This is a genomic window from Chroococcidiopsis thermalis PCC 7203, assembly GCF_000317125.1.
In the GTDB taxonomy this organism is placed as follows: domain Bacteria; phylum Cyanobacteriota; class Cyanobacteriia; order Cyanobacteriales; family Chroococcidiopsidaceae; genus Chroococcidiopsis; species Chroococcidiopsis thermalis.
Genome location: NC_019695.1, coordinates 398,312 through 416,726, shown reverse-complemented (window position 1 = coordinate 416,726; position 18,415 = coordinate 398,312). Strand labels below are relative to the sequence as shown.

The 18,415-nt window shown below is 44.8% G+C and carries 9 protein-coding genes; 3 read left to right on the top strand and 6 right to left on the bottom strand.

What is annotated here, in order from left to right:
• Positions 1–411 precede the first annotated feature (411 nt).
• From CHRO_RS01850 to CHRO_RS01825, 6 genes are all read right to left on the bottom strand, one after another.
• Positions 412–1,527 carry an IS701 family transposase gene (locus CHRO_RS01850; protein WP_015152474.1) on the bottom strand — a complete coding sequence of 372 codons (1,116 nt, stop codon included), beginning with the start codon at positions 1,525–1,527 and terminating at the stop codon, positions 412–414.
• 46 nt (positions 1,528–1,573) lie between these two features.
• Positions 1,574–4,648 (bottom strand): isopeptide-forming domain-containing fimbrial protein, encoded by a 3,075-nt coding sequence (locus CHRO_RS29360; RefSeq protein ID WP_015152473.1) that lies wholly within the window; start codon positions 4,646–4,648, stop codon positions 1,574–1,576.
• Positions 4,649–4,650: 2 nt separating this feature from the next.
• Positions 4,651–8,817 (bottom strand): hypothetical protein, encoded by a 4,167-nt coding sequence (locus tag CHRO_RS01840; RefSeq protein ID WP_015152472.1) that lies wholly within the window; start codon positions 8,815–8,817, stop codon positions 4,651–4,653.
• Entirely contained in the window at positions 8,814–10,343 is a 1,530-nt protein-coding gene (locus CHRO_RS01835) for a DUF11 domain-containing protein (protein WP_015152471.1), read from the bottom strand. Before CHRO_RS01835 ends, CHRO_RS01840 begins: the two co-directional genes overlap by 4 nt.
• Positions 10,344–10,633: 290 nt before the next feature.
• Positions 10,634–11,191, bottom strand: coding sequence for a DUF11 domain-containing protein (locus tag CHRO_RS01830; RefSeq protein WP_015152470.1), 558 nt, complete (start codon positions 11,189–11,191; stop codon positions 10,634–10,636).
• 145 nt (positions 11,192–11,336) lie between these two features.
• Entirely contained in the window at positions 11,337–14,027 is a 2,691-nt protein-coding gene (locus CHRO_RS01825) for a beta strand repeat-containing protein (RefSeq protein WP_015152469.1), read from the bottom strand.
• Positions 14,028–14,783: 756 nt separating this feature from the next.
• Here CHRO_RS01825 and CHRO_RS01820 point away from each other — a divergent pair.
• The 3 genes from CHRO_RS01820 to CHRO_RS01810 all read left to right on the top strand — a co-directional run bounded on the left by CHRO_RS01820 (position 14,784) and on the right by CHRO_RS01810 (position 18,414).
• On the top strand, positions 14,784–15,608 hold the full coding sequence (locus CHRO_RS01820; RefSeq protein WP_015152468.1) for a glycosyltransferase family 2 protein: 825 nt from the start codon (positions 14,784–14,786) through the stop codon (positions 15,606–15,608).
• 89 nt (positions 15,609–15,697) lie between these two features.
• The gene (locus CHRO_RS01815) at positions 15,698–16,915 is read left to right on the top strand and encodes a glycosyltransferase family 4 protein (protein ID WP_015152467.1); all 1,218 of its coding nucleotides are present in this window, start codon (positions 15,698–15,700) and stop codon (positions 16,913–16,915) included.
• Entirely contained in the window at positions 16,912–18,414 is a 1,503-nt protein-coding gene (locus CHRO_RS01810) for a permuted SH3 domain-containing protein (protein ID WP_015152466.1), read from the top strand. Before CHRO_RS01815 ends, CHRO_RS01810 begins: the two co-directional genes overlap by 4 nt.
• Position 18,415: the final 1 nt, after the last annotated feature.

The following is an 18,415-nucleotide window of genomic DNA, read 5'->3' as shown; positions in this document are numbered from 1 at the left end:
ATCTGCGGTCATTGAATCGTTTTTTGGCAGCTAGCAATCGATAGATACGATTGATAAGGTAGCTATCAGCAGTTTTACAGTGGTTTTCGTTTATGAACATTTGAAAATTTCTAAGTATTGTAACTTTTAGTAAAAACTCATAACCGATCGTATGATTTAGCTTGCCCAGTTAGAATTAGATATCTTTCAGTACAATAATTTTGATTCAGGTATATTCTTCACAAGTAAATTATGTATAGACATAATGTAAAACTGCTCCAGTTCAAAACTCTATGTCCGCTCCAACTACGTGTACGTATAACAGCGATCGCCTACTTTAAATTTCGTGCTGCTATTTTTCTTATTGCACCTTAGCCCGAAAACGAATGAAGCCGTAGGAATTAATTGGCGTACCTGCACCCGTTGCATTGCTCAGATCTTGCAGCAAGTGATTTGAATGTCAAAACCAAGGGAGCGTGCTAGGGGTGTGAGGCGTTTGCTCTCCAGCAGCAGGAGCAACACCACTAGTTGAGGCAGTAATGCTTCAAGTGCCAGTTGAGCCGCCTTACCCCAATCAGGTGAGTCGGTAGATGCAGTAGACAAATAAGCCCAATGTGCTAACAAATAAGCTAAAAGTGACAATACCAGCCAACGGTAGACACCTAGCAATGTGCCCTGACCAAATTGGTCTAATCCAAACCGATGTTTAGCAGTTTTGAACCATCCCTCAATCTGCCAACGCTTTTTGCCCCAGTAATTGATAGTACTAGCTTTAAGTGGTTTGGTAGAGAGGACAAAGCGCTTTTCCAGCCTACCGTCGTCACGCTTGAGATAGTACCAAGACAGTGAAACTGGAAACTTTAATTTTACCAGTCGCACTTGTTGTCCCCGCCTGCATAGTTGCTTAACATTGCGCCCATCTTGTAGCTTGCGGTCACAGCGTACTCCGGCAATGGCGTGATATTTTAATTTACGTATACCATGTAAAAATTCGGCACTACCAAAGGCTGTATCTACTAAAATCATGAGCTGAAAGTGTTGACTCAGCAATGAAGGTAAGCTTTGTACAAGTCGTAGCCCCAACTGTGCTGGTGAGGAATGATTTTTCCCTCGGTAAACTCGAAAATTCCACGGCACGCGCCATTGACCCACTACTAGATACATCACGACTAGGTGTAGCCCACGTTTGCTATGGAAGACTCGCACTAATCCATCCAACAGCTTGAACTTGCCGCGTTTTTCTAGGGTGGTTAAGTCGATGATGACTTGTAAGATGGGTCTACGTCCAATTCGTGGCTGTGACAGAATTTGCTGCAGGACAAAGGAGCGGGTACTACGAATCAGCCGACGAGTTGACCAGGGGTAGACGTTGAGAAACCGACTTAAGGCACTGGCTGATTTAGTTTTGCATTGTTGGGGCAGAGGATGTCCTTGAGCTTGTAAAAATAATCCCAGCAAGGCTTGTAGGCTATCTCGTTGATAGTGGCTCGGCATCAAATCAAGTAGGGTGTAGACTAGCCCTTGGGCGTGGGCAAGAAGGGTTTCCATCGTTCTTGCATTCAATTGGTTTCACGCCCTTTTCTCTCATTGAAACCTACTCTTTCGCAACTAGAGTATCTGTACTGGTGCAAGATCTAAGATTGGGTAAACTACCTAAATTAACCACGATCGCCCCATTGGTATTACTGCCCTGACAATTAATATTGGGATAAACGTTACTCGGCTCAACTCCTGGGGGAAAATAGGTTGCGGCATCTCCATCACTGAGATTTGTTAACGATTGAGTCGTGCCGCTGTATTGCCAGAGAATACCTCTATCTGTTCCTGATAAACCTAAACTATTAGCAGTGTAACCACTATTAAAGGTATTAGAAATAAAACTGGTGTTCGTAGGAATGCGATCGCACAAAGCTGTATTATTTGCTGAATTCGCTCCATCCGAAATAAAGTAGATTGTATATTCAATTTCGTCTCCAGGTTGCGTAGTATCAAAGACTTTGCCTTGTAAATAGTTAGACAACCATCTCACATTACTATTGTCATTTAAATCGCTAGTTGTAGTAGGATCGACAACATTAGTAAAATTTGTGGTATTAATGGCTGTAATTCGTTTAACTAAGCGTAGCCGTGCTGCTATACGAGTAACAGTCAGATCGTCTGCTGTAGAAGTATCAGGATCGTTACTTTTAAGACTCGGAAATTTGTCGCTAGCAACAAATGCTTGATTAGACACTTGAGACACACCATTCGGAAAAGGATTGTTAACCCGAACGCGAAATGTGACTGTAGTGCTTTGCCCAGCAGTCAAACTTCCCCCTAATGTGCCGTTTGCTCCTGTTCCCAGACGAAAGATAACATTAGTATTGTTGTTAATGATTTCTGCTTGATCGGTATCTAGACTATTAGTTTTGTTTCCGGTATTAGCTCCCGCAGCAACTCTTAAAGTACCAGAAACATAAGTCGTATTGGTAGGAATGGTATCGGTCAGTATGACGTTGCTAATTGCTGTATTTGTGCTAGGGTTGGTCACAGTAATCCTGTACTCTAAAGTATCCCCTGGGGTAACAGCTTGGTTTGCTAAAGGAGTTGTACCACCAGAACGATCGCCATCAATAGCAAGCACGTCAGTTTTAGTTACAGTAGGAGGAGTACCAAATATAAAGGTATCGGTAACAGTGTTAGTGTGAGAATCGTTAGCGGTTGTATTCGGATCTGTCACATCTAGTGGAGTTTTAGCAGTAACTGAATTCGACAAGTCTGCAAAACTAGGAACAGTACCCGTAATAGTAAAAGTGGCAACTGCATCTTTATTAAGCGTTAATGTGGTATTGAGGTTGTTCCCCGAACCATTGGCTGCACCACAAGCATTAGCGAGACTACCAGCAACATCATTAGTAATTGCACAAGTCCAAGTGACATTAGTAACAGTGCCAGGAATATTGTCAGTAACGACAATATCGCTTGTATCGCTGGGACCTTTGTTAGTTACGGTGACTGTGTAAGTAATTTGGCTACCAACAACATTGGAAAAACTATGTGTTTTCGTCACTTGCAGGTCAGCTTCTCGGAGAACGATGCCACCAGATTCTATAGAGTCAGAGGTAGATGGAACGCTCGTCCAGGTATCGATTCCTTTGTGATCGCCAAAAGAGCTACTAAAAGCATGAGCGCCTGTACTGCTGTCAATTCCACCCTTAGCAGCAATAGGATTGGGTACAGTTCCTCCAATTAATCCAGTATCGTTGTAGTAGACAATCGTACACCCGGCTAATGGCTCGCTGAGAGTACAATTCTGTCGCGTTACGATGATGCCTCTGGGGTTGTTCTCAGCGTCAATAAAGGGAAAGTGGACTTCACCAACATCAACCGTGACCGCAATACTAGCACGATATCCAGTCGCATCGGGTCTGAGAGCCACACCCAATCCATCCTTACCGTCCCATTCCACAGAATTAGTCCCAACTGTGGAAATTCCAGATAAGATGCGATCGTTGCTATCAAAAGTACCATTACCGTTGAAGTCTAGAAAAATTCGGTAACGTCCTGCTTGAGCCACATTAAATTTGAAATAACCACCCAAAGGAAATGTACCTGCTTTACCAGGAGTGTTTGCTTCTTTGCCGACGAACTCAAAGTTAGTCGGTGCAGCAGGAGGAGGAGCGACTAAAGACTGGAGCCATGTCGAACCACCGCTAGGTAGCGAAGCCGTAGCTGGTAAGTCCATGCTTGGAGGATTAAAAAATATTTTATTAGTCCCTGCTACGGAGCTATCGATCGCGCCTCCACTCGGTAAACTATCACCACTCCCAAGTTGAACGGATTTGTAGAGTCGATTTCCTCCTGAAGTAAACCCTTGTGGATTGGATAGCATGATAAATCCAAAGGGATCTAAGCCGTTGAAATCTATTCTGTATAAATAACCATCTGCGGTTTTGACAAATACAGCAGAACTCAAAGCTCCTATCGAGTCATTCGTATTATTACCTATGTTGAGAGCTAGGTAATTCGCAAATACCCGACCAGGAATAGCTTGAGCGGAACTATTAGTTACAGTAATGTCCCAAGCTGCTACTGTTGCTCTTTGAGTTGCATCTGTGGCAAAGGCAGTGGTTGTAGCAATCATGAGCGGGTTTTGACCAGTTCCATCTGAAAGTGGAGCATGAAATTCTACTTCGTAGATTCCAGTTTCAGTTGCAGTAATTTGGCAAGGAGTATATCCGCCTGCACTAGGAAATGGTCCGTTAGCTTCTTTAGTGGTTGTATCAATCAAGCCGAAGCCCGTTTGGAGGACATCACAAGAACCATCCTGTCCTCCATTAGGACTGCGGTAGACAATATCTTGAGTCCCTCCTCCAGCACTGTTGTAGACACTAGAGCCAAGATTAATCTTTTCTCCAGCATTCACGTAAACTTTGAGCGTGCTTTTCCGAGCAATCCCAGCTGTTGTTTGTACGGTATCCCACTCAGTATAAGCTCTCTTGCCACTACTAGAGTTGAGTTCTTTACTACCTTCAGCTTGGGCTGGCTGCGTCCAATAGCCGAGAATACATAAGATGAAGGTGCAGACAAAAGCTGCCAGCTCGAACTTACCGGAATATAGATGGATTGCGATCGCTTTCTCTTCAAGCTTTAGAGTCCCTAGCACACTGTAAAATTGAACCTTGCGCATGGCTATTCCCTTGCGATAGATTCTAACGAAGTTGAATTTATTTCTCTGTCTAAATATGACTGAACCTGAGTTGTTTCCTCCTTACTTTCTGGAAGAGTATTAGGAGCGATCGCCTTTGGATTTGCTTGAGGCGGAATCGAACGACTTTCGCCCTCCTTTTTAAGCTCAGTTAGGGGGGTCGCTTGCCCCCTTGCTCCCCTGCTCCCCTGCTCCTGTGCTTTCTTCGATGCAGGAACGGGTTTTTGCAACCCAAAACCATCAAACAATTCGTTCAATTTCACGGTTAAACCAAAATAAGCCCCACCAGCAGAACGAGAGCCGCTAAAATCGTCATCATTCACCTGACCAAAAGCATATCCTGCCGATAACCGCAGATTTGGTGTCAGGTAGTAGCCTGCTTCAGCAACAAAACCCGTCTCGCTGCGATCTTCTGAAGGTTGATTAATCCAGCGAGCTTCACCGACCAAATCGATTTTGTCGTTCAAGCGATAAGTCGCTCGTAATTGTCCCAAATTAATCGTACTGGAATTAACTAAATCTGCTGCTAAGTAAGAGGTACTGTGGCGAATCGCATACTTGCCGTAAAGTTCCCATCGCCAGTTAGGAGCATAAATAGTTTCTAGAGCAAAAGTATGGTCTTTGGAACCCGTACCGCTGCCGAGTAAAATCGTATCGGGAATTGTAGAAGGATTCTTGCGATATTCATAACGTAACAAAGCATTAAATTTATCGTTATTCGGGTCGCGATATGCTAGACCCACTTTTAAGTGAGCCGTATCTCCCAACCCTGAGAGTCTTTGGTTAGAAGCATTCGCCTGTTGATAGTTAACCAAACCCGTTAGCGCGGGAGAAATTTTTCCGGTTACATTTGCAGAAATAACTGTATTAGAACCACCAGAAGAATTCCGATGTTCGTAACGAGCGCTAGCTTTGAAATCGTCGCTAGGCGTGTATGCTAAGCCAATATGGTAGTTATCGCCGGAGTCAACGCCAATTGAAGAGGCACTTTGTCCCGCTGTAAAAGGTTGCACGAACTGCTTACCTGCTCCAGTCCGATTGAAGAAACTACCAAATACATGCTCGTATCCCAAGTCCAGCTTTAACCCAGGGGCAATGGTCAGACCTTGTTTTATCCCGATCGCACCCTGTGTTGTCATCCCGTCACCTCCATTTAAAATGGAGTAACGCCCGTTGACAGTGGTATCCGTACCGAATTTGCGTTCGCCAATAAAATCGAGACTGGTAATCGAGTTACCATCATTCTGACTGCCACTGTAAAACTGTTGCGATAAGCGAATACTCAAATCTTGTGCAACTTTCCAATCTAAACCTACAATCGTTCGGTCTGGATAAACAGCATCCTCTTCATTAGAAATGGTCAGTTCGTTTTGGGCTAAAAAAGTGAGAGTTTCAGTTAAAGGTAACTTGAGACGCGATCGCAATTGGTCTGAAGTACCGCTCAAAGCATTCGGTTCGATCCGGTCTTCTCGATGCCGATGTACCCAATCTAATGTGAGGTCGGCTTTACCAATCTGCTGCTGTACTCCGGCTGTAATCGTTGTCAGCGAGTTGTCAACCTTACTACCTGGAATCGCCTCCGAACGGGGTGAAAATAAATCGGTAAAATTATCTAACGGTTGAGGTGCTATGCCGCGATTGTCTTCATGGTCGTACTGCAACCGAACATTAGTTTTTGCAGCGACCTGTCCTGTAACCTGCGCTCCATAACGAGTTTGTCCTGGGACAAAGCTAGTTGTCGCGTTGTTACTAAAACCTGTATCGGTAGAGCGCCAATAAGCTCGACCTTGAATCCCTTTGGCAATCTCTCCCTCAGCCTCTAACCGATAAGCCGAACCGCTGACTTCTCCCATCATTTCTGAATCATTTTGAGAGTGAGCGTATTCGGCAATCAAATGTATCTTGTCACTTATCGCAATTTGCGCGTCTGCACCGTAAAGTTCAAAGTCGCGAATGCCGCGTTCTTCTTTTAAATATGTTGCACCGAGCCAACTTTCATTCTCAAGTTGTCGCGAGATGTTGTACTGAACTCTACCACCGTAGATGCGATTGTCCTTTTCTTGGCTCTCATACTGATAGGTGGCAACGATTCGCCGCACCAAAACTTGTCCGTTTTCATCTACAGCCGTGCGGAAAATTGGTTCGCGAAATAACAACGTGCCGCGATCGTAGTCGATGTCGTAGTCCGTACCCCGAACCAGTTGTTGACGTGACAATACCGTACCTGGGCGATTGAGTTCTTCGACTTCAATCGAGATGTTTTCACTTCCAGGTATAAGCAAGCGTCGCGAGAGGAAATAATAACCGCTCGTACCATCAGGCGGGATCGTGTCGCGTTGAAAACCTTCAACGTTATCGCCATAGAATACTGAAAGTTGAAAATCTCCTAGATTATAATTTGCTTTGAATCCGTGGAGGTTACGAGAAGTCGCAGTATATTCTTGTGAGGAGCGAGCAAACTCTTTTGTATCGTAGTCACCCCACATCACATAGTCAGGCTCAGCGCCAGGAATGGATGCCGATCGCTCAAAGCGCAGATATAAACTATCTTGAGAAGGGGTGACAGCCTCGACTTTAGAACTATCGCCGTAAACGGGATAGTTGCGATCGCAGACTTGGTAATCTCGAAACAAACCCGAAGTGCCGTCGCATTTTTGATTCAGGGTGCGATCGCTGTTATATGCTCCTGTAAACAACCATTCGCCAATTTTACCTGTGGCAAAAACTGCTGTATGAAAACTCAGTTCGGTGCGGTTGTCTTCATCGGGGGGCAAAAAGTCGCGAAAACTCTTGTAAAAATCAGTGCCTCTCGCACCTAAACGCAAGTCAACAACACCCGTAACTAGACTAGAGCGCAGATTCGTTTCAAATTGAAATTGGGTATATGCTTCTAGCTGAAAAGCTTCAGCGCGAATTCTGACTGTTTGCGCTTGTAGTCCCGATCGCAGTTCAGCCGAGTATTGTCCTTTGCGTGCCAGGACTTGAAATCCTGGGATATCGGGCTTAGCATCCTTACCGACAAACTCCCCAGCACTAGCATCAAGAGTGACGATCGCATCTTCGTTGGTGCGATTGCCTTTGTCATCGAGTAGCTGCCCTTCAATCGTTGCCGTCGAACGTCCATCGGCGGGAATTCGCGATTCTTGCGTTTGGACGGTGATTTGTTTAGTATTACCGCGCACGTATACTTTAACTGTCGTTGATTCTCCAGCGCGATCGCCAGTCTTAATTTTAAGTGTGAGGTGATTCTCTCCCTGCTGGAGTGGCACGCCATACCATGTCTGCGTCACGGAATTCGCCGTGTTGTTTGTTTCTGTACCACCAATTAAAGATGTATCGACTAGTTCACCATTTACTGACAGTTCAACAGGAATATTTGCGGGAGACTGCACAGTTACCGTAGTAGCTGGCACATCCAAGACTTGGCTCGATCGCGGCGAAAGAAATTTTAGGTCATTTGGGCTTGGAGTGGAAGTTGTCTGGGAATCGATATTTTCCGAGTTTGGTGACTGGTTTTGTTCCCGTAAAGCAACCAAGTAGTTAGCATACTTTTGCTCTGCTTCAGATTGCGGTACGCTCTGGGATGGGATATTTGTATTTTGTTCGATCGCTCCTGATGGTACGTCCTGAGGTGAAGTGTGAGTATTTTCGATGACATCTGATGCTGCTGGCAAAGAGAGTAATGCAACTTCAGCTTCAGGAAAATCCGTAACTGTCTGTTCTCGATTTAAGGCGATCGGTAATGCAACTGTGTCGTTCCCGAAATCTGGCGTAGCTACTGTTGTTGTCCCTGGTGCAGCGAGGAACGCCACCAGCAGTTGTTGCAACTGTTGATCTGTTTCTGAGGGTGGTGTTGCAACGGCTTCAATCGGTAACGCTGCTACGTAAGTGCCGAATTCCTGCGTATTCTCTACAGGTACAGATGTCTTAGGTTGGGCAAGTAATGCCACAATATAATCGTGCCAGCGCTTTTCTGTCACCGATCGCTGTACTTGTCTCAATTCGATTGGTAATGCTGCTACGTAAGTACCAAATTCTGTTTGAGTTTGTAGTGGTTCTGTTCTAGCAGTTTTAGGCAGAATCAACAAACCGATCGCATTCACTGTAGTAATTACTAGGAAGGCATTGAAAAATCGCGTTCTCCACTTCATTTAGGTTTTGCCTCCTTCGCGATCGGAGTCACAGCAAAATTCATCCGCGCCATTCCACCAGGTTCTAAATGCACTAAACGAGATTGACTGTTGCGTTCGATAAAACGGCGGTTGGGAGCCAAGGTGTAGCCAGGTACGCTACTGAAATCTAAAACTCCCGTGCGATAACCAGAAATGACATTGGCAACAGAAAATAGTCCTTGAATATCGGTAGTAATGCGGTTGCCGTCATCCATGAAAATCACCGCATTGGGAACTCCTGGTTCTCCTGGTTGCTGTTCGCCATCAAAGTTTTTATCTACGAATACTCGTCCGATCAGCGTGCCGCAATCTGACAAAATGCCTGGATTAATCCGTAATCTGTGAACGGCGGGACCATCTTTGACTGTTTGGTTGTTATCAATGCGCTGTCCGGTCACGTTTGCCAGGTTTTCACCCGTGCCGCGAACTGCGTCAGCCGTGAGGACTGCGGCATAAGCTATATTCAGAACTTGCTCGTTGGTGGCGTTACTTGGTAGTTCTATTCCTTCTGCACGTAAAGAGATCGTTCTGCCATCGTGACTAGAGGCGATCGCAACTGGAGATTTGCCCAACTCTGCCCGCACGGATTTAGGTATAAAGGTAAAACCTAGAGGTAAGGTATCGGTGACGACGATATTTTTCAGCGGGCTGCTGCTGAGATTTTTGACTGAGAGACGATAGATAACTGTATCTCCAGGTTCGGCTGTAGCGCGATCGCCTGTTTTGACAACTTGTACTTCTTGAGCTTGACAAACGCTTGTATCCAAATCCAAAACGGCTAAGACTAATCCAATTCGTTCGGCATTTTCAATGTCAATCGTTCCGTTAATAGACGTGCGATTGTCAGTAGCACTAATTGGTTTGCCGTCTAAAGAGGTAGCGGTATAAGCAACAACTCTATCGTCCCGTTCTCCAATTGTGAGCTTGATGCGGCGCTCGTCATAAATTGATTTATCGGGGGGATGAATTAATAAAATATAAGTTTTACCGCGATCCAACTGACCCCGCTGAGGATCGAGAAGGAAATTATAAGTTCCTTCTTTGCCATTGGTGAGGAAAAAAGGATTGCTATTTTCTGTATTTGGCTCTAATCCTCTGGGAATATTATTGTTAGCAATATCTGGTGATTCTGTACGAGTGAGAGATACAGGTTCGGCAATTTCTGTTGTTGTTGCATCTTGAGAATTTGGCTCGTACAAACCAATACTAAATCCTGTATAATCAGGCAAAGTTTCACCAGTACAGCCTGTGATTTTTCCTAAAGGATCTATTAAATCTGTGGTGACTACTGAGGTAGAAAGTTTATTTGTTGTCGTTTGGATTGATTGTTTAATCTCTGATTTATCGTTATTAAACTCATAACTATAAGTTGCTTGATTAGTGATTTCAATTGCTACCCCTACTTGAATTAGACCAGTTAGTAAAGTTTGTGAGACAGCTCCAGCTAAAAGAGCTGTTGCTATTGGTCGCAACCAATAATTCAAAAATCGGTTCGGAGGTTGCATCTGCGTTTGGATAATTATTTTATTTGTCCGCAATTGGAGGACAAGCCGATGTTGATTTAGGTCAATTGTGCAATGGCGATCGCTATTATTTAAGAAGAGATTTGAGCAGTATTGTTTTGACCTAGTAGAGCTTTTAGATCCCCCCTGCCCCCCTTTTAAGGGGGGTTCAACCTTTCCAAGTCCCCCTTAAAAAGGGTGGTTCAACCTTTCCAAGTCCCCCTTAAAAAGGGGGATTTAGGGGGATCGACGCTCATGTAAAAATTCGGAATTCCGAATTCCGAATTCCGAATTTATTTCACCTTGACTTGATAAGCTGCACCAACCAACTGGCTAGAATCAACTGCTTTGTCAAATTTCCAGCGAATGTGAGTGTAGAGTTCTGCTGGTGCTGGCTCGGTTTTAACCTTACCGTCAGCTAATTTGACTTTTACAGTTGGTTTTTCGACAAAACTCTTGCCATTATCAATACTGTACGTAACCGCAACCCCAGGATGGTTAATCGTAACAGAATTCAAAATATATGTCGTCTGCTTGGGAATTGGTTGAGTTAAGACGAGATTTTTGACTGGGCGATCGCCACTGTTAGCACCGCGCACGGTATAGCGAATCACATCCCCTGGAAAAACTGTAACTTTTCCCCGCATTGCTTGCCAAGTTGCTTTTGGCTTGCCCTGCGCGTCTTTCTGCATGACTTTCTTTTCTGCCATCAGATTTAACTGTACGGGGCGTTGAGATTGAATGTTTTGAACTGTTGCTTTTGGCTGTTGTTGGGCGCTAACGATGCGATCGCCTAGAGGTGCAGATAATAATACGGCGACAGCTACGCCAAACATTGACAAATGTTTCATTGTGACAGTCTCCTGATGATTCAAATCCATCCATTAATTTGCCCATTCAAGGCACGGATGTAACAGAGAGGTAGGAATATTGCAAAGCACTTGAGCCTAAAATTCGCGACTACACAATCGTAGTCGCGAATTCTATTCGCTCCAGCTATTTCACTAAACGCTGGAACTTGAAGTTTCCTTGTGGTGTTCCTGCTGTACCATTCGGAGCTAAACTACCGATAAAGTTGACATAACCAGTATTCGTCAAAGCTTCAGGTACGCCAGAACCAGGATTGATCGTATCGATCGTCGTATTGTAGAAGCTGACTGTTCCCTGTGTACCAACTGCCTTTGTCTGTACGTGTTCTGTAGTTGCAGCCCAAGTACCATTTCTGGGGTTTGTCGTATCGCCAGTACCATCTTCAAAGATTTTGAAGTTGCTAGCACTTAATTGAACGCTACCGCTACCACCAGTAGAAGCAGGTGTCGAGATGTTTTCGTAGGAAATCCGATACTCGATCTTCCAACCGGGTTGAGGTCTAGCTGGATTCGTTGTAAATCCATCAGGATCTGCGATCGCAGCACCAGTTGCATCTACAGTAATTGGATTACCAGCATCATCCAAAATCCGAGCTTCTTTCGTCAGCTTCACGAAACCCGTATAGGTTCGATCGACCTTCAAGTTGAAGATACTTTCAGCCGTGGGAGTCGTTGAATTCCGGCTAAACTCATTGTTATTATCTTCATCGACAAATGCCACGATCGCTACTGGATATGCAGCATTTTGAGCAGCGCCATCGCCAAGATTTACTGTTACTGTGTAGTCAAGGCTGACCTGACCGTTGAGCGTAGTAATTTTAATTGGTGTATCAGTAGTGCTAAAGGTACTGCCATTCCATGTATAAGTGGCTGATTGTCCACCATACTCGATCTTGACAGTCGTACCATTTGGTAAGGTTGCATTCGTACCATAACCAGTATTGGGGTCTTGCTGGTTAGCAGCCGTGTTATCTGCTGCGTAATCGGCTTGTTCAGCGGGAATTGGCTTCAGAACTACGTTGTTGAGTCCAAGCGAGTTGGGGTTTCTGACCGTGTTATTGAAAACAAGATCGAGAGTTTCTGCATTTGTGAGCGCAACGGCAGGATCTTTACCCACTGGCGGCGAAATTGACTGGTTCACGTAGTCAGTCTGATTGGAGTTTCCTGGACCTGTTGCCCCTGGAACTCCTCTAGGTCCGGTCAAAATGCTACCAGGTGCGTCAATGGAAAGTAGGTTAACTTCACCATCACTACCCGTACCCAGGTTACTCTGTGGGTTATTTACAGGTTGGTTGCTGGGGTCACTACCGTAAGTAGCAAGAGCTATACCGTCATCATTAGCAGGATCGAAGCCACCTGCACCGTCAGCGTAAGGAGTTGTCGTACCCTCAAAGTTATTGGGGAATTGGTCGCCGGACTCATCATAGATAATCCGGTTAAGATCGCTATCTCCTTGGGTATGACCGAAGGCTTGAGCAATGTTGAGGATTTGACCACCAGCGAAGCCCGTGGCTGTCCTTACCTGGAACTGGAAGCCATTTGTATCGGTAAGTGTAGAAGATCCAGCAGTCATTGAGCCAGTACGGACAATACCAATCCGCTTCACTAAATCTGCCTGAGCCTGATTTGTAGGTGCAGTGGTTGTCCAGTTGGCACTGAGGGCTGTAGCGTTAGCCGCCGCAGGATCGTCATTACTATACACTACAGTCCAGCCTGAAGGTGCGGTTGGTAAGAAGCCAGCATCCAAAACTGTATTTGTAGGAATGACATCAGAAACTAAAATCACAGCTCCAGTAGGAGCGCCTGCACCCGTAATGGCGTTAGCCAGAGCCGTTCCTTCCAAGTTACCTACAGCAAAGGAGGAGGCATTGGGATAGGAGCCTTCAACGCGCAAGTCTAAACGGTAACGAATCTGGTCGTCATCGAGCGCTGAAGTATTAGGAGTATGTAGAGAGCGAGTCTTGAGTACAGTTGCTAGAGCGCGGGTAGTGACCTGCGTTCCTAAAGGAATCGATTGGAATGCTGCTGCTTCCCGTTCTCCATTTGCAGGACCTAAATTTCTAGGAGCCGGTTCGGATATGTCAGCAGTCCGCACATCATCATCAGTAGTGGCATCGGCTGCATATAGGATGTTCTGGCGATTCTGCGTTCCAGGATCGGCAGTGTTACCGAATTGCACGCTAATTGGATTAGTTGCTACGGTTTCTGTCACTGTGACAGGAACTCGTACTACTATCTCTTGGTTGACATCAATCGAGCCATCAAAAGCAGCATAGCCTGCGCCTTGAATAGCTAGGATAAATGCAGCATTATCTGATTGAACGCCAGCATCAGGAACGGCAACTGGAGTTGTCAGCGTGTTGCCGTTAATTCTAACGATATAAACGCTATTGGCTCCAGCTGTACTACCGATTTGACCGCCGACAATACGACCTCCTGTATTTAGGATTGTCTTGCCTGGAATGTAGATAGCAGTGGTATCGTTACCGACGTTAGTAATTGTAAAGTCGAAGTCTAAAATATCTCCGTTGGAGACACTACTACCGTTCCTGTCAACAGGTGTCGAACCAACAACAGCGATACCTGCAACCTCTGCTACTGTGATAGTCACTTCGTTAGAAGTTGCATTTATCGTACCAGGGTTACTGGGGTCTTCATAAGTAGCAGTCGCTTTGTTTTTGATCTCAGTTCCCGCACCCGTGAGTGGTGCAGTCGGTACAGCCTGCGCCAAAACAGGTGCAGTCATGTTAAAAGTGCCACCCATTAATAAGGTAGCTACAAGCAGTTGGCGATAAAGCCGTTTGGTTTGAGTGTTCATATTTCCACAGGGTTCAGATCTTCAATAACTAACCACCGTCGGGTTAGTCTCACACCGTTAGACAAATTACACAGTTAGACAAAACTCATAGCTGAGGTTTTCTCAGCAAGACCGTGACAAAATTTGAGCTGAGAAGCCGCAGCAAAATAATATTTTCTCGAAATCTCCTTTTTAGTAGTGCCAAACTTCAGTCTTGAGGTAGAGGTCGAATTTACTACAGATTTATCTTGTCCGAGATGGTTGTAAACTACCTGAAGACAAACACTGAATTTATTTTCAATAGATATACTTCGATCGCAACTGAATTCTGCATAGATGAGTTTAATTTGGACTAAAAATTCAGTGCAATTACCGATCGTTTTTCTAAAATGACTATGGAATCGTGCAATTTACACGCTTGACAAAAAATCTGTAGCGATCGCTACTGAGATGCGTGCAGACTACACTTATGTGTTTACACTGCAATTAAGAATTCAATATGTTGAATTACGGATTCTATGTAAAAGTAAATTTTTTTGACAACAACTTGCGTTTCAAAATAAAACCGAACCTCGGTAAAATTACACAAATTGGCATAGATTTAATGGCGATCGCTAGAGAATTTTTACTATTTTTTAAGTTTTGCTCTAACTTGTCTTTCTCTTCACAAATTCTTTAACAAAAAACATAAAGATTCAAGTACTTCTACCGAACTAAATCAATACATTACGCAGCCATGATGTTTTTTAACAAAACTTTTACATTTCTCTCTGCCGCATGTTATTCGCACCTCCCGCCTTAAGTCACTCCGTCACAATCGTAATTCCTTGCTTGAATGAAGAAGGTAATTTGGAAAAACTTTTCTATACGCTCGATCGCACTTTTCAAAATCTAGGCTTTACTCTGCCAGTACTTTTAATTGACGATGGCAGTACAGATCAAACTCCTCAAATTCTGACACAGTTATGCTGTCAATATGCTTATTTAAAAACGATTCGACATCCTCAAAAGCGCGGTGTTACCGGAGTTTGGAAAACTGCGATCGCCCACGTTAATACAGAATGGGTATTTTGGGGACAAGCCGATCTAGAATCTGATTTTCAGAGTGACTTACCTTTATTATTAGAAGCTTGCGTACCAGGAGTTGACGGCGTTGCCGGATGGCGACAGCAACGCGGTGATGGCAAAGTCATGGCTTCTAAATTTGCTAATCTTGCCTGTCGGATGTCCTTTGGTTTGAAAATTCATGATATGAATTGGATCAAACTCGTGCGCCGCGACATTCTCACCAAAGTACCGTTTGATGTTGTGACCCATCGCTACCTTTTGGCAATCTTAGCAGGTTGGGGATATAACATTACAGAGGTTGCTACTCCTTGGCATCCACGTTTTTCCGGTCAGAGTAAATTTGGACGCGGACGGCTGGTGACATCCGCCATGAACTTTTCCCGCACTTGGTGGTGGTTTCATATTGAAAATCGCTTGCTCTTACCATTTCAATACATTCCGGCGATGTTCAAAGCAGTTGATGTTGGGTTTCGTGCTGGTAAAGAAGCTTTCGACATGCAAGTTAATCGCGATCGCGTAGCGAGTAATTCTTAATTTATATAGAGACGTTACATAAATTTATGTAGAGACGTTACATGTAACGTCTCTACAATTCCCCTTCATTCCCGACTCCCCATTCTCCAATGAACAAACATATATTAGTTATCAGTTCGGTATATCCTCAAAATGCAGAAGGCAACCACGGAGCCTTTGTGCGAGAAGCAATTTTACGCTGTCAATCTGCGGAAACGACATTCTCGGTTTTTGCCCCAGCCTACGAAGGTAGTAAAAGCTACATGCTAGATGGCATAAAAGTTTATCGTTTTCGTTATTGTTTCAAACGGTTTGAAAATCTCGTCCGAGATGGAGCGCCGACTAAGTTGCAAAAACAGCCGCTTTATTTACTCGCTGCGGCTCTTTACATCCTTCTGGGTACGATTAGGTTGTTTCTGGTATGCTGCAAGGAAAAACCAGCCCTACTTCACGTTCACTGGGCTTTTCCACACGGATTGATGGCATTCCCTGCTAGTAAGATTCTCGGCATTCCGATGGTGTTCAGTTTTCACGGAGCCGAACTTTTACTGGCAAATAAATTTCGCTTTGTCTCGTCAATTCTGCGCTGGCTCACGCCCCATGCAAACAGCGTCACTGCCAATTCTTCTTTCACGCTGGGATTGGTACGCAAAATTTATTCAGGCGCAGTTACCGTAATTCCTTACGGCTTGACGATTGAAGCAAAACCGCCCAAACAACGTGCAGCAGGGGAGATTCCCCAATTACTTTTTGTTGGCAGATTGGACGAACGTAAAGGATTGCGGTATCTTTTGCAGGCTTTGACACTGATTTTAAAACAGCAGCCCGTGTGCTTAAAGGTGGTTGGTAAGGGAATCCTAGAAACAGAGATTAAATCTCAGTGTCATACATTGGGTTTAGATCAAGTGGTAGAATTCCTCGGTTTTGTCAGCAAAGAAGAATTGGCAGATGCATACGCTTCCTGCGATATCTTTGTCCTACCTGCCATTGTCGATAGCAAAGGCGATACCGAAGGCTTAGGAATCGTGATGATAGAAGCCTTAGCACATGAAAAGCCTGTAATTGCTAGTGCAGTTGGTGGCATTGGCGATGTCATCCGTTCTGGAGTTACTGGTCTGTTAGTACCCCAAAAAGACCCTGAAGCGCTAGCAGCCGCCATTTTGAAAGTACTGGCTGACCCCAATCTGGCTCAACAATTAGGACGAAGAGGCTTGCAAGATGTTCAAGTTCGGTTTGGCTGGTCGCGGATCGTTCCTCTATGGCAAGAGGTGTTTAGCTCCGCCTTGGCTAATACTGTGCCGACGCTCTCTCAAACAGTGAAATTATGATTCGTTCTCATCCATTATTTTCTCGTGCTGTGTTGACAACTCTAGTAGCAGCGCCGTTGGGGATTATGGCGGTTCTATCGATCGCCGTACTCGTGCCAGCGACCAAAAATCCAGAGTCGAAAATCTACGCTTCTAGCATTGGTTATCCAGCATTGCAACGATTAACGGGTAAACCGATCGCGGTGAAAACTGTAGCCGTAGCGCCAAAAACTCTAGAGGATAACGTAGCTGCACCTGGGGAGTCGGTGGCGTTGCATAAAATAGACCTCCGCCCACAGGTATCGGGACCAGTAGAACAGGTTTACGTTGAGGAAGGGCAGTCGGTACGAAAAGGACAGGCATTGGTTCAGTTCCAGCAAGAACCCTATAAAAATGCCGTTGATGCTGCCCGTAACAATGCCGCTATTTCGGAAATGGCTCTGCTGAACTTACAAAAGTCAGCGCCAGTGAAATTAGCCAAGCTAAAAACTGATGTCGAACTTGCCAAACATCGGCTGGCGATCGCCTCAACTAAAGTGCAAGATATGAATTCCTTGGTTGATAAAGAACTCAAAGACCAAGTTGCTGATGGTCAGCATCGGCTGGCGATCGCTCAAAAGAAACTGCAACAAATGAATTCCTTAGTCCAAGCAGGAGCTATTTCTAAATTTCAGCTCTACGACATTCAAGATAGTTATTTAGCGCGGAAGAAAGACTTAGATTCAACCAAACGGCAAACGATTAACGCCCAAATTCAGCTCTACGGTAGCCAAGACTTTTATACAACTTTGCAACAAAACTTGCTTGGCGCTCAACAAGAACTAGCACACACGCAACAAGAGATCGATAACGAACTAGGGAATGCTCGTCTGAAACTGCAAAACGACAAAATAGCCCTACAAAATGCGCTAAAAAATTTACACAATACAGTGCTTTACGCACCGATGGATGGTTTAGTTAGTTGGGTTAATATCGATCGCGGTGAATTAGCAGGGGTACGTGCTAGCCGTCCGCTGGTTAGTATATCTAAAGATTTTGCGATTAGGGCTTATATCGACCAAGCGCAAATCAACGCGATTAAAGTTGGAGATCTCGCGACGATACGTTTGATGTCTTATCCTGGTCGCACCTTCCAAGGGAAAGTGATTCGACTCAACCCAACCATTTTAACTAGTGCGGGCAAACGTCCTAAAGGTGGGATCGATCGCCGCTATACTTACTCCGTTTGGATTGCCGTTGACGATCTGCAAATGGCAGCTGGCTTGCAGGGATACGTTCAATTCAATAAGGACAAAGCTAATTTAGCAATTCCAGAAAGTGCAGTCATTCATTTATCTGGTGGCGAAGGCATGGTGATGGTTGCCGAGGCAGGTCAAGCAGTTGTCAAACCAGTCCAAATGGGCAGAATTTTCGACAATCAACGAGAAATTATATCGGGTTTGATGCCTGGGGAACAGGTTGTACTTTCTCCTAGAGGGATAAATCCAGGAGATCGCTTAGAAGTCAGAAGTCAAAACTGAA

Coding starts and splice junctions, on each gene's coding strand:
- CHRO_RS01850 (WP_015152474.1), bottom strand. CDS start 1,527: ATGGAAACCCTTCTTGCCCACGCCCAAGGGCTAGTCTACACCCTACTT.
- CHRO_RS29360 (WP_015152473.1), bottom strand. CDS start 4,648: ATGCGCAAGGTTCAATTTTACAGTGTGCTAGGGACTCTAAAGCTTGAA.
- CHRO_RS01840 (WP_015152472.1), bottom strand. CDS start 8,817: ATGAAGTGGAGAACGCGATTTTTCAATGCCTTCCTAGTAATTACTACA.
- CHRO_RS01835 (WP_015152471.1), bottom strand. CDS start 10,343: ATGCAACCTCCGAACCGATTTTTGAATTATTGGTTGCGACCAATAGCA.
- CHRO_RS01830 (WP_015152470.1), bottom strand. CDS start 11,191: ATGAAACATTTGTCAATGTTTGGCGTAGCTGTCGCCGTATTATTATCT.
- CHRO_RS01825 (WP_015152469.1), bottom strand. CDS start 14,027: ATGAACACTCAAACCAAACGGCTTTATCGCCAACTGCTTGTAGCTACC.
- CHRO_RS01820 (WP_015152468.1), top strand. CDS start 14,784: ATGTTATTCGCACCTCCCGCCTTAAGTCACTCCGTCACAATCGTAATT.
- CHRO_RS01815 (WP_015152467.1), top strand. CDS start 15,698: ATGAACAAACATATATTAGTTATCAGTTCGGTATATCCTCAAAATGCA.
- CHRO_RS01810 (WP_015152466.1), top strand. CDS start 16,912: ATGATTCGTTCTCATCCATTATTTTCTCGTGCTGTGTTGACAACTCTA.